At 48.7% G+C, this 19,266-nt stretch carries 16 protein-coding genes; 14 read left to right on the top strand and 2 right to left on the bottom strand.

Annotation, left to right across the window (positions count from 1 at the left end):
* Nucleotides 1-24: 24 nt before the first annotated feature.
* The 7 genes from BN3656_RS15675 to clpX all read left to right on the top strand — a co-directional run bounded on the left by BN3656_RS15675 (nt 25) and on the right by clpX (nt 10,698).
* Nucleotides 25-1,002 carry a glycosyltransferase family 2 protein gene (locus BN3656_RS15675; protein ID WP_066550168.1) on the top strand — a complete coding sequence of 326 codons (978 nt, stop codon included), beginning with the start codon at nt 25-27 and terminating at the stop codon, nt 1,000-1,002.
* On the top strand, nt 992-3,214 hold the full coding sequence (locus BN3656_RS15670) for a glycosyltransferase family 2 protein (RefSeq protein WP_066550166.1): 2,223 nt from the start codon (nt 992-994) through the stop codon (nt 3,212-3,214). The genes BN3656_RS15675 and BN3656_RS15670 overlap by 11 nt, the downstream gene beginning before the upstream one ends.
* Nucleotides 3,211-4,200 (top strand): glycosyltransferase family 2 protein, encoded by a 990-nt coding sequence (locus BN3656_RS15665; RefSeq protein ID WP_066550164.1) that lies wholly within the window; start codon nt 3,211-3,213, stop codon nt 4,198-4,200. Before BN3656_RS15670 ends, BN3656_RS15665 begins: the two co-directional genes overlap by 4 nt.
* A gap of 133 nt (nt 4,201-4,333) precedes the next feature.
* Nucleotides 4,334-5,758, top strand: coding sequence for an undecaprenyl-phosphate glucose phosphotransferase (locus tag BN3656_RS15660; RefSeq protein ID WP_066550163.1), 1,425 nt, complete (start codon nt 4,334-4,336; stop codon nt 5,756-5,758).
* Between the two features lie 18 nt (nt 5,759-5,776).
* Nucleotides 5,777-7,786, top strand: coding sequence for an LCP family protein (locus tag BN3656_RS15655; protein WP_081422986.1), 2,010 nt, complete (start codon nt 5,777-5,779; stop codon nt 7,784-7,786).
* Between the two features lie 135 nt (nt 7,787-7,921).
* A complete protein-coding gene (locus BN3656_RS15650) occupies nt 7,922-9,268 on the top strand; it encodes a trypsin-like peptidase domain-containing protein (protein ID WP_081422985.1) in 1,347 nt (448 codons plus the stop codon).
* 32 nt (nt 9,269-9,300) lie between these two features.
* A complete protein-coding gene (clpX, locus tag BN3656_RS15645) occupies nt 9,301-10,698 on the top strand; it encodes an ATP-dependent Clp protease ATP-binding subunit ClpX (RefSeq protein WP_066550160.1) in 1,398 nt (465 codons plus the stop codon).
* Nucleotides 10,699-10,736: 38 nt separating this feature from the next.
* Here clpX and BN3656_RS15640 read toward each other — a convergent pair whose 3' ends face one another.
* Nucleotides 10,737-12,485, bottom strand: a complete 1,749-nt coding sequence (locus tag BN3656_RS15640) for a S8 family peptidase (protein WP_066550157.1) — start codon at nt 12,483-12,485, stop codon at nt 10,737-10,739.
* A gap of 362 nt (nt 12,486-12,847) precedes the next feature.
* Between BN3656_RS15640 and BN3656_RS15635 the strand changes: the two genes are divergently transcribed.
* Nucleotides 12,848-13,324 carry a signal peptidase II gene (locus tag BN3656_RS15635; RefSeq protein WP_066550154.1) on the top strand — a complete coding sequence of 159 codons (477 nt, stop codon included), beginning with the start codon at nt 12,848-12,850 and terminating at the stop codon, nt 13,322-13,324.
* Nucleotide 13,325: 1 nt separating this feature from the next.
* Here the strand turns inward: BN3656_RS15635 and BN3656_RS15630 are convergent, their stop codons facing one another.
* Nucleotides 13,326-13,688 carry a TIGR04086 family membrane protein gene (locus BN3656_RS15630; protein ID WP_066550152.1) on the bottom strand — a complete coding sequence of 121 codons (363 nt, stop codon included), beginning with the start codon at nt 13,686-13,688 and terminating at the stop codon, nt 13,326-13,328.
* Between the two features lie 179 nt (nt 13,689-13,867).
* Between BN3656_RS15630 and scfA the strand changes: the two genes are divergently transcribed.
* From scfA to BN3656_RS15600, 6 genes are all read left to right on the top strand, one after another.
* Entirely contained in the window at nt 13,868-14,014 is a 147-nt protein-coding gene (gene scfA, locus BN3656_RS15625; protein ID WP_066550148.1) for a six-cysteine ranthipeptide SCIFF, read from the top strand.
* A gap of 114 nt (nt 14,015-14,128) precedes the next feature.
* Complete coding sequence (scfB, locus tag BN3656_RS15620) at nt 14,129-15,526, top strand: thioether cross-link-forming SCIFF peptide maturase (RefSeq protein WP_066550145.1); 1,398 nt, start codon at nt 14,129-14,131, stop codon at nt 15,524-15,526.
* A gap of 3 nt (nt 15,527-15,529) precedes the next feature.
* Nucleotides 15,530-16,666 (top strand): tRNA guanosine(34) transglycosylase Tgt, encoded by a 1,137-nt coding sequence (gene tgt / locus BN3656_RS15615; RefSeq protein WP_066550142.1) that lies wholly within the window; start codon nt 15,530-15,532, stop codon nt 16,664-16,666.
* 51 nt (nt 16,667-16,717) lie between these two features.
* Complete coding sequence (yajC, locus tag BN3656_RS15610) at nt 16,718-16,996, top strand: preprotein translocase subunit YajC (RefSeq protein ID WP_066550140.1); 279 nt, start codon at nt 16,718-16,720, stop codon at nt 16,994-16,996.
* Between the two features lie 73 nt (nt 16,997-17,069).
* Complete coding sequence (locus tag BN3656_RS15605; protein WP_066550138.1) at nt 17,070-17,687, top strand: HAD family phosphatase; 618 nt, start codon at nt 17,070-17,072, stop codon at nt 17,685-17,687.
* A 246-nt stretch (nt 17,688-17,933) separates the two neighbouring features.
* Entirely contained in the window at nt 17,934-18,824 is an 891-nt protein-coding gene (locus BN3656_RS15600) for a S8 family peptidase (protein WP_066550135.1), read from the top strand.
* Nucleotides 18,825-19,266: the final 442 nt, after the last annotated feature.

The raw sequence follows: 19,266 nt of genomic DNA, 5'->3' as shown, positions 1-19,266 counted from the left end.
TTTTAGAAAGAGATGTACATCCAAATGAAAAAGATCAGCATATTGATCCCCTGCTACAATGAGGTCGAAAATGTAGGGCCCATCAGCCAGGCGGTAACAGATATCCTGAAAAATGAACTTCCCCAGTATGATTACGAACTGGTCTTTATTGACAATGATTCGACGGACGGAACGAGGGAGGTGCTGCGGACTCTGTGCAGCAGTGATCCGAAGATCAAGGCGATTTTTAATGCCCGCAATTTCGGACAGTTTAACTCCCCCTACTATGGTATGCTCCAGGTGACAGGAGACTGCGTCATTGAAATGGTGGCAGATTTCCAGGATCCGGTGGAAATGATTCCCAAATACGTCCGTGAGTGGGAAAACGGCTACAAGATCGTAATCGGGATCAAGACCAGCAGTCAGGAGAACAAATTTATGTACTGGCTCCGTACCTGCTACTACAAGACCATCAAAAAGCTGTCAGATGTGGAGCAGATCGAGCATTTTACCGGCTCCGGCCTTTATGACAGGGAGTTTATTGAAATCCTGCGCCGTCTGGATGATCCTACGCCCTTTTTGCGGGGGATTGTGGCAGAGCTTGGCTATAAGCGCAAGGAGATTCCCTACGAGCAGCCAAAGAGAAGGGCAGGAAAGACGCATAATAACTTTTACCGCCTTTACGACGCAGCCATGTTAAGCGTTACTTCCTATACAAAAGAGGGGCTGCGCCTTGCTACGATTTTCGGAGGGGTCTGCGCCGCGGTCAGTATGCTGATCGCTCTTGTTTATCTGGTAATGAAGCTGATCTGGTGGGACCGTTTTCCGGCCGGTATGGCTCCCATGCTGATCGGTATGCTGTTTCTGGGCTCTGTCCAGCTCTTTTTCATCGGTTTTCTGGGCGAATACATTATGAGCATCAATCAGAGAGTCATGAAGCGGCCTCTGGTGATTGAAGCGGAGCGCCTGAATTTTGATGAGAAGCCGGAAGAGAAAGAGGAAGGAAAAAAGGATGAAGTATAAGATAGACATTGTGCGGATCCGTGAAAATTCCATTACATTAAACGGATGGGTTTTGGGAAAATCTCCGGAAAGCAGGGCGACCTTCCGGGTAGAGGATGAACGCCATAACCCGGTGAAATATAAGCTGGTTACGACCAGAAGAGATGATGTGAGCCAGATTTATTTCAAAAAGACGTATGACAGGGACTTTGGCTTTGACATCCAGTTCCCCTATGAGAGAGGAAAGACCTACTGGCTTTTGATCCGCTGTGAGGGACGCCAGGCAAAGATCAAGTATAATGAAGAGCTGATCGCAAAGCGTTCCAGCGTGGCTCATAAGCGGATGGAAAAGATTAAGGACCTGATGAACATGGAGACCGTCCGTGTGGCTGCAGATTTCTGGAAGGAAAATGGACTTAAGGCTCTGATAAAGAAGTCCTGTCACAAGCTTCAGGGCCTTGATAATGACTATGACTACAGCGAGTGGTATGAGCTTACAAAGCCCACAGAGGAGGAGTTAAAGGCCCAGAGGGAAGCGCGTTTTGAATATGAGCCCCTTCTTTCTGTGGTTATACCCGTCTACCGCACCCCGGAGCATTATCTTCGGGAAATGATCGATTCCATCATTGATCAGACCTATACCAACTGGGAGCTGTGCATTGCAGACGGCAGTCCCAGAGGACAGAGCGTGGAACGGGTATTAAAGCGCTACGCCCAGAAGGATCCCAGAGTACGCTATGCGGTGCTGGGCGGAAACAGGGGCATTTCCGGCAATACCAATGCGGCTCTTGAAATGGCTTCCGGCGATTTTGTGATCCTGGCTGATCACGACGATACCCTTCCGGAGCACGCCTTTTATGAGGTGGTAAAGGCAGTCAACGAGCATCCGGACTGTGAAGTCCTTTATTCCGATGAGGATAAGCTGGATATGGATGGAAAGGCGCTGTTTGATCCGCATTTCAAGCCTGATTTTAACCCGGATCTTCTTACCAGTGTCAATTATATCTGCCATCTGTTTGTAGTAAAAAAGAGCCTTTTGGATCAGGTGGGAGGCTTTAGGAAGGAGTTTGACGGTGCTCAGGATTATGATTTTATTTTCCGGTGTACGGAAAAAGCCGCCAAAATCGTTCATATTCCAAAGGTGCTCTACCACTGGCGCTGCCATCAGGGGTCCACAGCCAGCAATCCGGAAAGTAAGATGTACGCTTTCGAGGCAGGCTCCAGAGCGGTTATGGCTCACTATGAGCGAGTGGGAATCCCGGCAGAATCCGTGGAAAAGGGTGTGGATTACGGCATTTACCACACGCATTTTAAGATTCAGGGAGAACCCCTTGTGTCTGTGATCATTCCCAATAAAGACCACAGCCAGGATCTGGATACCTGTATCCGTTCTCTGATGGAGCGTTCCACCTATCAGAATCTGGAATTTATCGTTGTGGAGAACAACAGTACCAGTCCGGAGACCTTTGCATATTATAAAAAGCTTCAGGAGGCTCATTCCAATGTTAAGGTAGTGACATGGAAGGAGGGCTTTAACTATTCAGCCATCAATAATTTCGGAGCATCCTTTGCATCCGGCGAGTATCTTCTTTTGTTAAATAATGATACAGAGCTTTTAGAGCCGGACAGCATAAAGGAGATGCTGGGCTTCTGCCAGCGTGAGGATGTGGGAATCGTGGGAGCAAGACTGCTTTATGCAGATGACACCATCCAGCATGCAGGCGTGGTAGTGGGCTTTGGCGGGATTGCGGGCCATACCTTTATCGGCCTTCACAAGGCTGAGAACAGCTACTTCCACCGTGCCATGTGTGCACAGGACTACAGCGCAGTCACTGCAGCCTGTCTGATGACAAAGAAATCCGTCTTTGAGACTGTGGGAGGCTTAAGCACAGAGCTGGCAGTCGCCTTTAATGATATTGATTACTGTATGAAAGTGCGGGCGCTGGGGAAACTGGTAGTATATGCGCCTTATGCCTGCCTTTACCACTATGAATCCAAGTCCAGGGGATTGGAGGACACGCCGGAAAAGGTGGCCCGCTTTAACCGGGAGGTTGCCATGTTCCATAAAAAGTGGCCGGAGATCCTGGAGCAGGGAGATCCTTACTACAACCCCAATCTCACGCTCCGCAAGTCTAATTTTGCCCTTCGTGATCTCTTGAAGGAGAAGATCGGAGAACCCTATGACCTGTCTGTGTACGATGCCTATGGGCCGGAGGAAAAGGAAGGAAAATGAGCAATCGAATCAAGGTCACTGTGATCATACCCAATTATAACGGATTAAAATTCATGGAACCCTGCTTTAAGGCGCTGGAGCTGCAGATTTACCACAAATTTCAGATCCTGGTGGTGGACAACGGCTCCACGGACGGCAGTGTGGAGTGGCTTAAGGAGCATCAGATCTCCACGATTTTTCTGGATACCAATACCGGTTTTTCCGGGGCGGTTAATGTGGGGATCAGGGCGGCAAAGACGCCCTATGTGCTTCTGTTAAACAATGATACAGAGCCGGACTGCCATTTTATCGGTGAAATGGTTAAGGCCATTGAGAGGTCGCCTAAGATTTTTTCTGTCAGCAGCAAGATGATCCAGATGTATCACAAGGATAAGATGGATGATGCAGGAGATATGTACAGCCTCCTTGGCTGGGCGTATCAGAGGGGCGTAGGACGTTCCTCCGGGGGCTACAGCCACCCCTGCAGAGTCTTTTCCGCCTGCGCCGGAGCTGCCATTTACCGCAGGGAGATCTTTGAAAAAATCGGGTATTTTGACGAGATGCATTTTGCTTATTTAGAGGACATTGACGTAGGCTACCGGGCCAGGATTGCAGGCTATGATAATGTTTACTGTCCTCACGCAGTTGTGTACCATGTGGGCAGCGGCACCAGCGGTTCCAAGTATAATTCCTTTAAGGTGCGGCTGGCGGCCCGGAATAATATTTACCTAAATTATAAAAATATGCCTTTCCTGCAGCTGCTTGTCAACGTCCTGCCCATTGGAGCAGGAATGACTGTGAAATATCTGTTTTTTAAAAAGCGCGGCTTTGGAGCGGATTATCTTGCAGGCGTGAAGGAAGGGTTGGCAACAGCAGGGAAATGTAAAAAGGTAGGATACAGACCGGAGCATTTGAAAAACTATCTGGCAATCGAATGGGAATTATTTACAGGTACTCTTCTGTATTTCTACGAATTTTCCTTAAGGCAGCTGGAAAAAAGGAAGTAAAAAGGCGAATTTTATCATATTTTAAGATAAATGTTATAGAATCTTGAGTTTAAATAAGCTATAATAGGAGCACCCGGCAGAGTGCCTGAAGAAAGGGTTCTGCCGGATGAGACTGAATATCAGGTGATTTTCCATGATAAAAGATAATCAAAAGAAGCTGAACCGGATTCATGTCCTTTTGGATGTGGTTATGACGGTTCTGGCATATTTTCTTGCCTGGCTGATCATAGTCAGCGGAAAAGTGATCCCTCTGGAATACAATGTGAAAACTCTGGAACCGCCCGTTTATTTTGCGGCGCTTATATTTATCATACCGGTGTATCTGGTGTTAAATGCCTGTTTTCACCTTTATGTGCCGAAGCGGATCCAGGGACGCAGATCAGAGTTTGCCAACATCTGCAAGGCCAATGTGATCGGCCTTATGTTCTTTACGCTGATCCTGTTTGGCGGAAGAAATATCATTATCCACCTGGGATATTTCTCCACCAGGATGCTTCTTTGCTTTTTCGTTTTAAATATCCTTTTGCTGGAAGCGGAACGTATGGCGATCCGCCTTTTTCTGCGCTCTCTGCGCACCAACGGCTATAATCAGAAGCACATCCTTTTAGTGGGCTACAGCCGGGCAGCGGAAGGATTTATTGACCGGGTGGCTTTAAATCCTGAGTGGGGATATCATATCCAGGGGATCCTGGATGACGGCAGACCGTCAGGATATGCCTATAAAAATGTCAGGATCCTGGGAACCATAAACCAGCTGGAAAGCGTTCTGGCAGCAAATACGCTGGATGAAATTGCCATTACCCTGAGTATCAATGAGTATTCAAATCTGGAATCAATCGTGGCAGTCTGTGAGAAATCCGGCGTTCATACCAAATTCATTCCGGATTACAATAATATTATACCTACGATTCCCTATATGGAGGATCTTCAGGGACTGCCGGTGATCCATATCCGCCATGTGCCTCTGACGAACGTATTTAACGCTACGGTAAAGCGGATTGTGGACATTGGAGGAGCTCTTTTCGGCCTTCTTTTGTTCTCTCCGGTGATGCTCCTTACGGCAGGGCTCATAAAGCTGACCTCTCCGGGCCCCATTTTCTACAGTCAGGAGCGGATCGGCCTCCACAACAGACCCTTTAAGATGTACAAGTTCCGTTCTATGGAGGTTCAGGATCCGGGAAAGGAAAAAACACGCTGGACTACGCCCCATGACCCAAGGGTAACGCCGGTGGGCCGCTTTATACGAAAGACCAGTATTGACGAGATGCCCCAGTTTTACAATATCCTGATCGGGGATATGAGTCTGGTAGGGCCAAGGCCGGAGCGGCCGCTGTTTGTGGAAAAGTTCAAGGAGGAGATTCCCCGCTATATGATCAAGCATCAGGTGCGGCCCGGGCTGACAGGCTGGGCTCAGGTAAACGGCTATCGGGGGGACACTTCCATTACCAAACGGATCGAACACGATCTGTATTACATCGAAAACTGGAGCCTTGGTTTTGATTTTAAGATTATGTTTTTGACAATCTTTAAAGGCTTTATCAATAAAAATGCATACTGATGCAGTGAGGATGAACATATGAATCGCGATGAATTTGAGTTCGGATTTGATCCGGAGGAAGAACAGGAAGCACGCAGGCCAAAGGCAGGGAACACAGGTCATACCTTTGTCCCTGCCTTCCGTCAGGCTGAGACAGAGGGAAAACGTCCCAGACGAAGCACCGCTTTCCGCAGAGAGCAGGAAGAGGATTCCTATATGGATCTGGACAGTGATTTTGACGAAGAAGAGGAAATAGAGTTTGGGGCGGGAAGCCACAGGGAAAGTACCGGCCGGAGAACCGTTCCAGAGCGCGAAAAAAGCACAGGGTACAGAGCGGGACGAAGTACGGATAAAGTCCGCAGCAGACGGGCAGGCGGCAGAGGCAGCGGCGGGCCAAAGCGGTTTTTTGGCGGACTTACCCTCAGGGGGCTTATCCTTCTGATCGCAGCTCAGATTACGGCTTTTGCAGTTATTGGCTGTGTCTGGTGGGGAAAGCGGATGTGGTCCAATATGCAGACGGATACGGAGTTTAATCAGGCAGATATGACAAATCCCTATATTTCTGTGGAAAAAGAGGAGCAGATGAAGGGGTACTGGACTGTGGCTCTTTTCGGCGTGGACAGCCGGAACAACTCTGTAGGCAAGGGGAATATGTCTGATGTTATCATACTCTGTACAGTCAATCAGGAGACGGGCGCCATCAAGCTGGTGAGCGTATTTAGAGATACCTATCTGAACATAGACGAGAAAAATTCCTATAATAAGATCAATTTAGCTTATTCCAGAGGCGGCCCAAAGCAGGCGGTAGAGGCCTTGAACCGGAATCTGGATTTACAGATTGATGATTATGCGACTTTTAACTGGAAGGCTGTGGCAGATTCCATCAACATTCTGGGCGGTGTGGATGTAGAGCTGAGCAAGGCAGAGTTTTACTATATCAATTCTTATATTACAGAAACGGTAGAATCCACTGGAGTTGGTTCCCATCATTTAAAGAAGGCCGGCCCGAACCATCTGGACGGTGTTCAGGCGGTAGCGTATGCCAGACTGCGCAAGATGGATACGGATTATGCCCGTACAGAGCGCCAGAGAAAGGTGATCGAGCTCAGTTTTGATAAGCTGAAGAAAGCGGACTTTGCAGTTGTAAATAATGTAATGGAAGTGGTATTTCCGCAGATCCTTACCAGTATTACCTTAAATGATATGATTCCTATGGCTAAAAACCTTACCAAATACCACATTGCAGCTACAGCAGGATTCCCAGAGGCCAGAAGTGACGGGATTTTGGGCAAAAAGGGCGCCTGCGTCATTCCACAGACATTGGAGAGCAATGTGATCAAGCTTCATCAGTTCTTATTCGATGATGAGAATTATGTACCAAGTGAAATGGTAAAAAAGATCAGCGCCAAAATTTCAGCTGATACTGGTATGTACAAGGAAGGAAAGCCTATCGAGAGCGTGGGAACAGACGGAGGCTATGTGCCGAAGGCTACTACGGCAGCTCAGACAAAGGAAGAAACGAAAGAAAACGGGACTGAAACCTCCGAGGGCAGCAGCGAGAGCACGAAGCATGGGAATGAGGATGTGATTGACGGTGAATATCCGTGGGGACTGGAGCTTGAGACAGACGAGAACGGAAATGTGATCGATCCGCCGGAGAATTACGGTCCTGGGATGCTCCCGTCTGAGTCCTCCGGCAGCACGCATTCAGGCCAGTCAAAGCCGGGAGCATCGACAGAGTCTTCGGGCAGCCTGAAGCCGACAGTACCCAGCGGGACACTGCCTTCTGCCACGATGGAAGCAGTGACAAAGCCCGCTAAGGGTACAGATGCAGGCTCTGAGGGACCCGGTGCAGTTGAATCGGGAGATGCAGACAGCGGGCCTGGAGCAGCGTCTCAGCCTTCTCAGACAAGTCCGGTCAGTTCCGGAGCAGGACAGTCAAAACCGGGACAGACGGAGTCTTCCGCCTCAGGAGTTATACCCGGAGCAGGAAATGTGATTATTGAAGGAAATCCGGAAAACGATGTAATTATCGGTCCGGGAGCCTGAGAATAAGGGATGATACGGCAGACCGCCGGGGAAAAATGACGATTTCCCCGGCGGTTTGTTTATCAATTATTTATTTGATATTTTTTCTGTTTCATTATAAGATAGTCACATAAGTGAAGGAAGGAGATACAGCAAATGTACGAAGAAGATAAGGATCGTAATTGGAATAGAGAGCCTGAAGAAGAGAGACCTAAAAAGGGAGGCATTTTAAAGAAGGCAGCCTGGATCACAGCGGGGGCGCTGCTGTTTGGTACCATTGCAGGAGGTGTGATGGTGGGAGTACAGATCGCGTCCTCCGGCGTTTTTAAGAATCTGTATGCCATTGTTTCAGGGGAACCGGAAGCAGGGGACTGGAAGGCGCCCGAAGGGCAAAAGCCTCCGGCAGATCCGTTCGCCGGGCCCGAAACTGCGACGCCGTCTTATATCGCTGCTCCGGTTACAGATGTGTCTGTCATCGTGGAGGAAGCAATGCCTTCGGTAGTGGCTATCACAAGCACAGCCGTATATCAGAGCCGTGATTTCGGCTATGACTGGTTTTTCGGCGGCGGACTGGGCGGACAGACCTATGAGGTGCCAAGCAGCGGATCGGGCATTATTATCGGGGAAAATGAGACAGAGCTTCTCATTGTAACGAATAATCATGTGGTGGAGGAAGCCACATCCTTAAAGGTTACATTTATTGATGAGGAAACGGTAGATGCTGTGACAAAGGGAACGGATCCGGAAACGGATCTGGCAGTGATTGCCATTCCTTTAGATCAGATTAAAGAAGAAACCAAAGCGCAGATCCATCCGGCAGTTGTGGGAAACTCGGATGAATTAAAGCCGGGACAGGGTGTGATCGCCATTGGAAATGCCCTTGGCTACGGCCAGTCTGTGACAGTCGGCTATATCAGCGCCATAAACCGGGAAGTGCAGACGGAAGAGGGAAATACCCGCGTACTTCTTCAGACAGATGCGGCGATCAATCCTGGAAACAGCGGCGGCGCTCTTTTAAATATGAAGGGTGAGCTAGTTGGGATTAATGCGGCAAAATATGCTTCTACCGAGGTAGAGGGCATTGGTTATGCCATCCCTATTTCAAAATCCCAGGATATTATTGACCAGCTTACAAAGCGCAGATCAAAGGTTGATATTCCTGAGGCGGAAAGGGGATATCTGGGAATCCAGGGAACGAATGTAGATGAAAATGCGGCAAAGACCTTTGGCATGCCGAGAGGCGCTTATGTATATAAGATCCTGGAGTCCGGCGCAGCAGCCTCCTCTGAGCTGTGGGAGAAGGATATTATTACCAAATTAGATGGCCAGACCGTGCGGAACATGGAGGGCCTTCAGGAGATTTTAGCAGGCTACCGGGCCGGAGAGCAGGTAGAACTGACTGTTCAGAGACAGATCGACGGAGTGTACCAGGAGCTGACGGTTACCGTAACACTGGCAGCAATGCCTGCGGAGGAACAGGCAGCGGCATCCGGGCAGCAATAAGTTTATATTGCCCATGAGAGAGGAGATTTACATTGGAAGAGAAAGAGATAGAGAAAAATGACGTTTCCCGGTCCGAAGGAAAGGATCGGGAGGATGAGGGATATGAAAAGGTCTGCTATATGTGCCGCAGGCCGGAGAGTAAAACGGGCCCCATGATTTCCATGCCGGGAGGTATGAACCTGTGCCATGACTGTATGCAGAAGGCTTTTGATTCTGTGATGAAAAACGGGATGGATCTTTCTCAGATTCCCAATATGCCCTATATGAATCTGAACTTTAATGATCTGTCCCAGATGCCTCCAAAGGCTGAGATCCCCAAAAAACAGAAGCTTAAAAAGAGTAAGGAGCCTCAGCCTCAGCTTACCATGAAGGATATACCTGCGCCTCATGTGATTAAGGAAAAGCTGGATGCCTATGTGATCGGACAGGAAAAGGCTAAAAAGGTTATGGCAGTGGCTGTATATAACCATTATAAGAGAGCATTTCTGGGAAAAGAAGGCTCTGACAGTGACGATATTGTGATTGAAAAGTCCAACATTTTGATGATCGGACCGACGGGCAGCGGAAAGACTTATCTGGTAAAGACGCTTGCAAAGCTTTTAGATGTACCGTTAGCGATCGCAGACGCTACCTCTCTGACAGAGGCCGGATATATTGGCGATGACATCGAAAGTGTGGTATCCAAGCTTCTGGCGGCTGCAGGCAATGATGTGGAGCGGGCCCAGAAGGGGATTATCTTTATTGATGAAATTGATAAGATTGCCAAAAAGAAGCAGACCAATACCAGGGATGTAAGCGGTGAATCTGTTCAGCAGGAGCTTTTAAAGCTTTTGGAAGGAAGCACAGTGGAGGTACCTGTAGGCTCCAATCAGAAAAATGCCATGACCCCCATGGCAACGGTAAATACAGACAACATCCTGTTTATCTGCGGAGGCGCGTTCCCTGACCTTGAGGGGATCATTAAGGAGCGTCTTACGAAGAAGTCCGCCATGGGCTTTGGAGCAGTGCTTAAGGATTCCTTTGATCATGATCCTGACATTTTGAGCCATGTAACCAACGAGGATCTGAGAACCTTCGGCATGATTCCGGAGTTTTTGGGCCGTCTTCCCATAACGGTAACGTTAAAGGGACTGGATAAGGATATGATGATCCGTATTCTGCAGGAGCCGAAAAATGCTATTCTCCGCCAGTATGAGAAGCTTCTGGCACTGGATGAGGTGAAGCTGGTCTTTGAGGAGGATGCTCTGGAGTGGATTGCAGAGGAAGCAATCCGGCGCGGCACCGGAGCCAGAGCGCTGCGGGCAATTTTGGAGGAGTTCATGCTGGATATCATGTATGAGATCCCCAAAGATCCCAATATTGGTTCCGTGGTAGTTACCAGGCCGTATCTGGAAAAAAATGGAGGACCTCTGGTGCAGATGAGAGGTTAGCATTTGGCATACAATATTGCCCTCATGCTGCAGGATGGCTATTCCCGCAGACGAAGAAAGGTTTGAAACAGATCCAGCGTTCCATATCCAAACTCACGGTTCGGGTATGTGAGCGCTGGATTTCTTTGTGCTCCCCGTATAAGGTAGCTTTTTACAGATGCCTCGCTCATGGTAGGATAGTTTCCTTCTACAATGCCCCAGCCTAAAAGATTGGCGGCCGCTCCAGCGGTGATTGCCGCCGCTGCCGAGGTTCCGGTGCGTGTTGTCATGGGCGTATCACTTCCTGGCTTTCTGCCGACGGAAGGGCCAAGGATGTTGACGCCCGGAGCGGCCAGCTCCGGTTTGACGATCTGATTGGGAGTAAAGCCGCGGCTGGAGTGGATGTAGATGCCTCCGGTGGACGTATCATAGGCGCCTACGGTAATGGGAAGCCGGGAGTTGCCGGGAACGGTGATGGTGCTGTAGGGATCAGGCCGCAGAAAGACGGTTTCCTCGGAAATCATTCCCTGTACAGGAAGCCACATATGGAAGGTTCCCTTAAAACGCTGCGTATTGTATACACGCACCGTCCAGATACCGGCTGCGGGCGTCTGGAAGCGCATGAAAATCAGCTGGCTGCCGGATTCGGCCTCAATGAGCTGGTAGTTTACAGTGATAGTTGTAGCGTCTAAAAGAAAAGGGATAGAAGTTTCATTATTGGCGATAATAGGGATACGGCTGATCCGTTCTCCGCTGGGAGAGATAAAGCCTACGGTGTAGGTATCAGCGTCCGCAGCCCACAGCTCCAGCACGAAGCCGCGTTCTGCTTCTTCTTTTCCCACTCTGATTTCCACATCTTCATATTCAGTGCCTGCAGGGATTGAAGCGTAAAAATGATGGGCCGCTCCGGTTTCATTTCCGCCTGCAATAACAGTGATGATGCCAAAAAAACCGCTGTAATTCTGAGTGACCTGGCTTAATGGGGAGGTGCCGATATGGCTCCCGGAGTTTGAACCCATAGCCAGCAGGATCACCAGAGGCTTTTTAAGACGGTCTGCCATCATGCGCAGGTATTTGATCCCCATCATAATATCATTTTCCTGAAAGGCGGGAGCATCCGAAGGGATCAGATAGAAGTCGCGGAGATATTTTTTTGCAGGCTTTAATTTTACAACTGCCAGTTCTGCCTCTGGCGCTGCTCCCGTAAAATCCTCCTGAGGTATGGAGCTGCCTGCAGCCAGTCCGGCGAGAAAGGTGCCGTGTCCTATGGTATCCTGTGTGGAAACCAGGGAGAGGGGATCGTCAGAGGCGAGAGCTTTGTTGATCTGTTCTCTGGTGTATTCTGTGCCGTAGGAGGCTCCTCCCATTGGATAGTAATCCGGCACACCGGCTGGCAGTACATCTTCCTCGATGGGAACCGACTGATCCCAGATTCCGGCAATACGGGTTGTGCCGTCGGGATTTTGAAATAGGGGAGAGCGGTAATCAATTCCTGTGTCTACCAGGCCAATGAGAACGCCCTTTCCCTGGTTGTTAAGTGCAGGGGAGTTAAAGGCTGAGAGGATTCCTGATGCCTCCATGGCATTGTAATCCAAAGGGGAAAACAGCGAGGGAATCATATAGTAGGGGTGTACACGCATGGATACGGCATCAGGAGTGAGAGGCATATGGAGAATGATATAATCGCTGCTCACATAGTCTGCACACAGGGAGGATGTGTTGTTCCAGCGTTCAGATTGCAGAGATCCGAAGCGGTAGATCAGATCGGCTATGTTTTCAGCGGCGGGATTAAAAGGGCAGTCGGGCATGGGAAGGACGGCTCCGGAAGAGGGTTTTGATTAGTATATGCGGGGAGTCCGGTTTCTGTCCTGCCTTCTGAGCTCCGGTTTCCGGCTGTAAGAATGTCTAAGAGGCTGAAATTTTTCTAAAAGCAAGAGCCATATCAAAAACTCGCTGCGCTCGGACAGGTTTGATATGGCTCTTAACGAAAAATTTTATCCTCTAAGTCATTCTAACAGCCTGCAAAGTCGCTCAGAAGGCAGGATAGAAACCTCACTTCTGGCTGGGGGAGGTGGGAGGGTTGAGAAATTGGTGGGGAAATGGGTGGATGTTTTTGGGGAAATATTGTAGAATGAGGATAGAGATTAAATTTGACAGAGGAGGGATTGACATGAAGTATCTGATTTGGCTTGTGGGAGGGATTGCGGCTTTGGATCAGGGGATGAAGAGTGAGATCGAGCAGGAAACGGATGGGGAGTTTCCAAGAGATCTGCCGGGAGCGAAAGGACGGATCCGTATTCACAGGAATCATAATTATGGGTTTCCTTTTGGTTTTTTAAAGGAAAAGCCACAGCTGGTAACAGCGGTTCCTCTGGCTGTTTCCTCTGCTGTGGCCGGCGCGCTTTCCATGCTTTTGGTGAGAAAGGGCTGCGGGATTCAGAAGGTGGGGCTTTCTATGGTTTTGGGAGGCGCGTTAAGCAACCTGTATGACCGTTTTAAACGGGGATATGTGGTGGACTATTTTTCATTTTCACTACCAGGGATTAAGAAGGTGGTATTTAATCTTGGGGATCTGTTTGTATTTTTGGGTACAGCTTTGTTTCTTTTAGGCGAAATGGGAGAGGAGTTTAAAAAGAAAGTAGATTGATTTAGGCAGAAAACATTCCGCCAAGCATCCCTCCCAGGGCGCAGACAGCCATTACGGTGACGGAGCGTTCTGTGTCAAGGGCGGACCAGGGGTTCATGGTCCAGGAGACCGCGAAGAGGATGAGAAAGTAAAAAAGTCCTGACAGCAGTCCCCAGAAGAACCTTCTCTGGCGCAGACGTTTTCCTGCTGCTGCTCCGCCTGCCAGACAGGCGGCCAGATAGACGAGATAGACCATGAGATTTACCTGTCCTTCCTTTAAACGCAGCTTATACAGGGCAAAGGCCAGAGCGCCGAGCAGAAGCCCTGAGAGGACGTAGGAGATCAAAAGGGAGCGGAGCATGGGTTTTACAATGCCGTTTTCCATAGGGATCCCTCCTGGTATGATTGATATGGTGTAAATATATCCCATTGAGAAGACAAATATGACAGGCAGGAGCAAAATCCCATTGCAAGCCCCTGAAAGCTGTGTTATAATTCATACGATAACGGTTTCTGGGGCATATCCTCAGGGACAGAAACAAGGAAAAAAGGAGGTACTCTGATATGAAGCACGTTAAGACTTTGAATACCAATACCTTAAAGGATACGATGAAGAAGGGCGGATGCGGCGAGTGCCAGACTTCCTGCCAGTCTGCATGCAAGACTTCCTGTACAGTTGGAAACCAGAGCTGCGAGAACGCTGACCGCTGATCCGGCGTCCGTTTCCTATGCTGCAAAGCCCCTATGGTCACCGGGATTATAGGGGCTTTCCTTTGCTGTAAAAGATATGGGGCAGACAGCCCTTAGAAAGAGAGAGTATAAATTTTGATTCATCAGTATATTAACAATGGTTATCATATTGTTCTGGACGTAAACAGCGGTTCCGTCCATGTGGTAGATCCGGTTGTCTATGACGCCATCAAGGCGGTGGCAGAGCAGATTCCGGAGCTGGAAAAGCCACAGGCTCTTCCGGCAGAAGTGACTGCAAAGGTTCATGAGACACTGGATGCAGTTTACAGTGAAAAAGAAGTGACAGAGGCGTTGGAGGACATCCAGCAGCTCATTGATGCAGAGCAGCTTTTAACTCAGGACATTTACAAGAATTTTGTAATGGACTTTAAGAAGAGAAAGACAGTGGTAAAGGCTCTCTGCCTGCACATTGCCCATGACTGCAATCTGGCCTGCCGCTACTGCTTTGCAGACGAGGGCGAGTATCACGGCCGCCGTGCTCTTATGAGCTTTGAGGTGGGAAAAAAGGCTCTGGATTTCCTGATTGCCAATTCTGGAAACAGACGGAATCTGGAGGTTGATTTCTTCGGCGGCGAGCCCCTTTTAAACTGGAAGGTAGTAAAGCAGCTGGTAGAGTACGGCCGCTCCCAGGAGGAGGCTCACAATAAGCGTTTCCGTTTTACGCTTACTACTAATGGCGTGCTCCTGAATGATGAGATTATGGAGTTCTGCAACCGCGAGATGAGTAATGTGGTTCTCAGCCTGGACGGACGTCCGGAGGTCAATGATAAGATGCGTCCTTTCCGAAACGGTTCAGGAAGCTATGACCTGATCGTACCAAAGTTCCAGAAGTTTGCTGAGAGCAGAGGCCAGATGGATTACTATGTCCGCGGCACCTTTACCAGAAACAACCTGGATTTTTCAAAGGATGTGCTTCACTATGCAGATCTGGGCTTTAAGCAGATGTCCATGGAGCCGGTTGTTGCAGAACCTGAGATGGACTACGCTATCCGTGAGGAAGATATTCCCCAGATCCTTGAGGAGTATGATAAGCTGGCAGTAGAATACATCAAGCGTAAAAAAGAAGGAAGAGGCTTCAATTTCTTCCACTTTATGATTGACTTAAATGCAGGCCCCTGTGTTGCAAAGCGTATGGCTGGCTGTGGTTCAGGTACAGAGTATCTGGCAGTTACTCCATGGGGTGATCTCTACCCCTGCCATCAGTTTGTAGGAAATGAGGAGTTCCTTCTGGGCAACGTAGATACGGGCATTGTAAATGAGGAAATACGCAATGAGTTTAAGCTTTGCAACGTATATGCAAAGGAAAGCTGCAAGGATTGCTTTGCCAGATTCTACTGCAGCGGCGGCTGCAGTGCCAATTCCTACAATTTCAGCGGTTCCATTAACGGCGCATATGAGATCGGCTGCGAGATGCAGAAAAAACGGATCGAGTGCGCGATCATGATCAAAGCAGCTCTGGCTGACGAGGAATAATTTATGAAATATCAGGTAATTACAAAGGATGGGCGGGCTAAGCGTGCGGTGATGGAAACAGTTCACGGTACAATCCAGACTCCGGTGTTTATGAATGTAGGAACAGTAGGCGCGATCAAGGGTGCTGTATCTACAGACGATCTGCGCCAGATCGGCACTCAGGTAGAGCTGTCCAACACATACCATCTCCATGTACGTACTGGAGATAAGCTGATCCGGGAATTTGGAGGACTGCACAGGTTTATGAACTGGGACAAGCCTATTCTTACAGATTCCGGCGGTTTTCAGGTATTTTCTCTGACAGATCTGAGAAAGATAAAGGAAGAGGGCGTATATTTCAGCTCTCATATTGACGGACATAAGATCTTTATGGGCCCTGAGGAGAGTATGCAGATCCAGTCCAATCTGGGTTCTACCATTGCCATGGCCTTTGACGAATGTCCGCCAAGCCATGCAGATTATGACTATATCAGAAAGTCTGTAGACCGTACAACACGCTGGCTGAAGCGGTGTAAAACAGAGATGACTCGTTTAAATTCTCTTCCGGATACGGTAAACCGGGAACAGCTTCTGTTTGGTATTAACCAGGGCGGTGTGATTGATGAGATCCGTATTGACCATGCCAAAACGATCCGTGAGATGGATCTGGACGGCTATGCCATCGGCGGACTTGCCGTAGGCGAGACTCATGAGGAAATGTACCACATTCTGGATGTAACTGTTCCTCATCTGCCGGAGGAAAAACCGGTTTATCTTATGGGAGTAGGTACTCCCGCCAATATTTTAGAGGCTGTAGACAGAGGGGTTGATTTTTTTGACTGTGTTTATCCGTCCAGAAACGGACGTCATGGTCATGTGTATACCAATCATGGCAAACTGAATCTGTTCAACCAGAAATATGAGCTGGATCACCGGCCGATTGAGGAAGGCTGTCAGTGTCCTGCCTGCCGTTCCTACAGCCGTGCATATATACGCCATCTGTTAAAGGCAAAAGAAATGCTGGGAATGAGATTATGTACCTTGCATAATTTGTATTTTTATAATAAAATGATGGAAGAGATCCGGGAAGCCATTGAAGAACACCGCTACAGCGAGTACAAAGCCGCTAAGCTGGCCGGCATGGCAGGTCAGAAGGATTGATAAAAGAAACTGCTGGGGCAATGTAGCAGCAGGTATGAAGGAGGAAACACCATGGCTGGAATGGGAGGAATTATTCTCTATATTATTTTCCTGGGAGCACTTGTTTATTTTATGGCAATTCGTCCCCAGAAAAAAGAGAGACAGAAACAGCAGGAGCTGCTTGCAAGCGTTGCTGTTGGAGATACCATCCTGACAAGCAGCGGATTTTACGGAGTGATCATCGATATGACTGATGACACAGTGATCGTAGAGTTTGGCAGCAACAAAAACTGCCGTATTCCGATGCAGAAGGTTGCTATCGTTCAGGTTGAAAAGCCGGAGACAAAATAAATGTCACTGAGGGGGATGCCGGAAAGCTTACGGGTTTTCGGCATCCCTTTTTACGTAAATAAGGAGAGGAATCATGATCAAAAATATCGTATTTGATATGGGAAAGGTACTGGTGGAATATGAGGGAGACCGGGTCTGCCACCATTTTTCAGAGGACGAGGCTCTGATCCGCAAGGTCAGCACGGCTGTATTTGTATCTCCGGAATGGCTTATGCTGGATATGGGGATTATTTCCGAGGAAGAAGGTTTAAGCCAGATACTGGCGCGGCTGGATACGGAGGAGGAGAAGGAACTGGCGAGAAAAAGCTTTGCCCACTGGCATGAATACAATATGTACCATAAAGAGGGGATGGAAGAACTTGTTAGGGAATTAAAGGAAGAGGGGTACCGCATCTATCTTTGTTCCAATGCATCGGTGCGCCTTTTGACCTGCTATCATCAGGTAATCCCGGCCATTGACTGCTTTGACGGTATTTTCTTTTCCGCAGAAGTAAAATGCATGAAGCCTCAGAAGGAAATGTATGAGCATTTTTTTGAACGTTTTGGTTTAAAGCCTGAGGAATGTTTCTTTATCGATGATCTGGAACGGAATATTCAGGGTGCAAAAGCCTGTGGCATGGATGGATACTGTTTTGCAGACGGTGACAGAGAGCGGCTGAAAATTCGTCTGGCTTCCCTTAAGAAAGGATAATTAAGATTTTCTTAATAATCTATTCAAAGAACATTCAAACATTTTCAGGGATGGCATGATATACTGAGTACATAAGAAATGCACAAAAGTTTAATAACTATCCTTCAACCCTTTTTGAAAATCCTAAATCCTAAGAAAAAAGCTCCGTACCAGGTGTACGGAGCTTTTTTCTGTTTCAGGGAACAGTGCAGGCTGCACATGGAATGTCTCTGTGGAATAGGCTAACAAAAAAGGAGTATTTAAGATGTGAATCGAGCCAGAGTGGATATTCACTGCGACCAGGTTTATTCCATGGGGATCACAGGACGGGGCATAGGCGTAGCTGTCCTGGATACGGGAATCTTTCTCCATGAGGATTTAAAGGATAGAGTAAAGGGATTTGCGGATTTTGTCCGCAGGAAAGACAGACCCTATGATGACAATGGCCATGGAACCCATGTTGCCGCCATGATCGGAGGGAGCGGGGCTTCCATGGAAGGAAAATACCGGGGAGTGGCTCCTGGCTGCTCTATTATCTCCGTAAAGGTATTAGACCATCGGGGAAATGGATATGCTTCAGATGTGCTTTCCGGACTCCGCTGGATCCGCTCCCACAAAGAGTTTTTGGGAATCCGGATTGTAAATATTTCGGTAGGTTCTCTGTCAAAGAGAGATATGACGGAAAATTCTGCCCTTGTTAAAGGGGTAAACGCGGCCTGGGATGATGGCCTGGTGGTCGTTGTGGCAGCCGGAAATCACGGCCCCGGCCCTATGACAGTCACCACGCCGGGAATCAGCCGAAAAGTCATAACGGTAGGCTGTTCAGACGACCATAAGGAAGTAGAGGTGATGGGAAACAGGATGGTAGATTACTCCGGCCGTGGCCCTACTGCCAGCTGCATTTGCAAGCCGGATATCGTAGCGCCGGGATGCGGGATCGTAAGCTGCGGGAACGAGGCGGGAGCATATTTTGCCAAATCAGGCACCAGTATGTCTACGCCTTTGGTATCAGGAGCCATTGCCCTTTTGCTGGAAAAATACCCAGATATGACCAACCGGGATGTAAAACTCCGCCTCAGAGAACGGGCCATAGATCTGGGTCTTCCCAGAAATCAGCAGGGATGGGGGGCGTTGGATGTGCAGAAGCTGCTGCAGTAGGGGCCGCAGAAGCCATCCCCTCCAGGCGCTGGGGCTACGGGGGTAGTGTGCTGTCTCACTCACATTTCGTATAATGACTTGCCTGAATTTCCATCTGCTGCGTTGTTGTCAATCGACGATGCCACCGCATCGCCTCATTCCTCCGCCTTGCAGGCTGAAAATTCATTCTGCGTCATTATACTGAAAGTAAATGGGACAGTACACTAGTCCTGTCTAGGAGGCCGGGAATGGGTTAAAAACAAGGGGAAGGATGGCAAAACTCGCTTTCGCTCAGACAGTTGCCATCCTTCCCCTTAACACCCATCCCCCCCCCAAGACAGACACGCCCCTCCGCAATGCGCCTGGAGAGGATGGCTTCTGCTTGGGAATACCCTTCGGGAGGGATGGTAATTCCCTTGACTTTCTGAAAAACCTATGCCAGAGAGCACCTTATTACTCTATT

It is taken from the genome of Clostridium sp. AT4, from assembly GCF_001517625.2.
Classification (GTDB): Bacteria; Bacillota; Clostridia; order Lachnospirales; family Lachnospiraceae; genus Enterocloster.
This window is presented reverse-complemented; position numbering and strand designations above follow the sequence as displayed.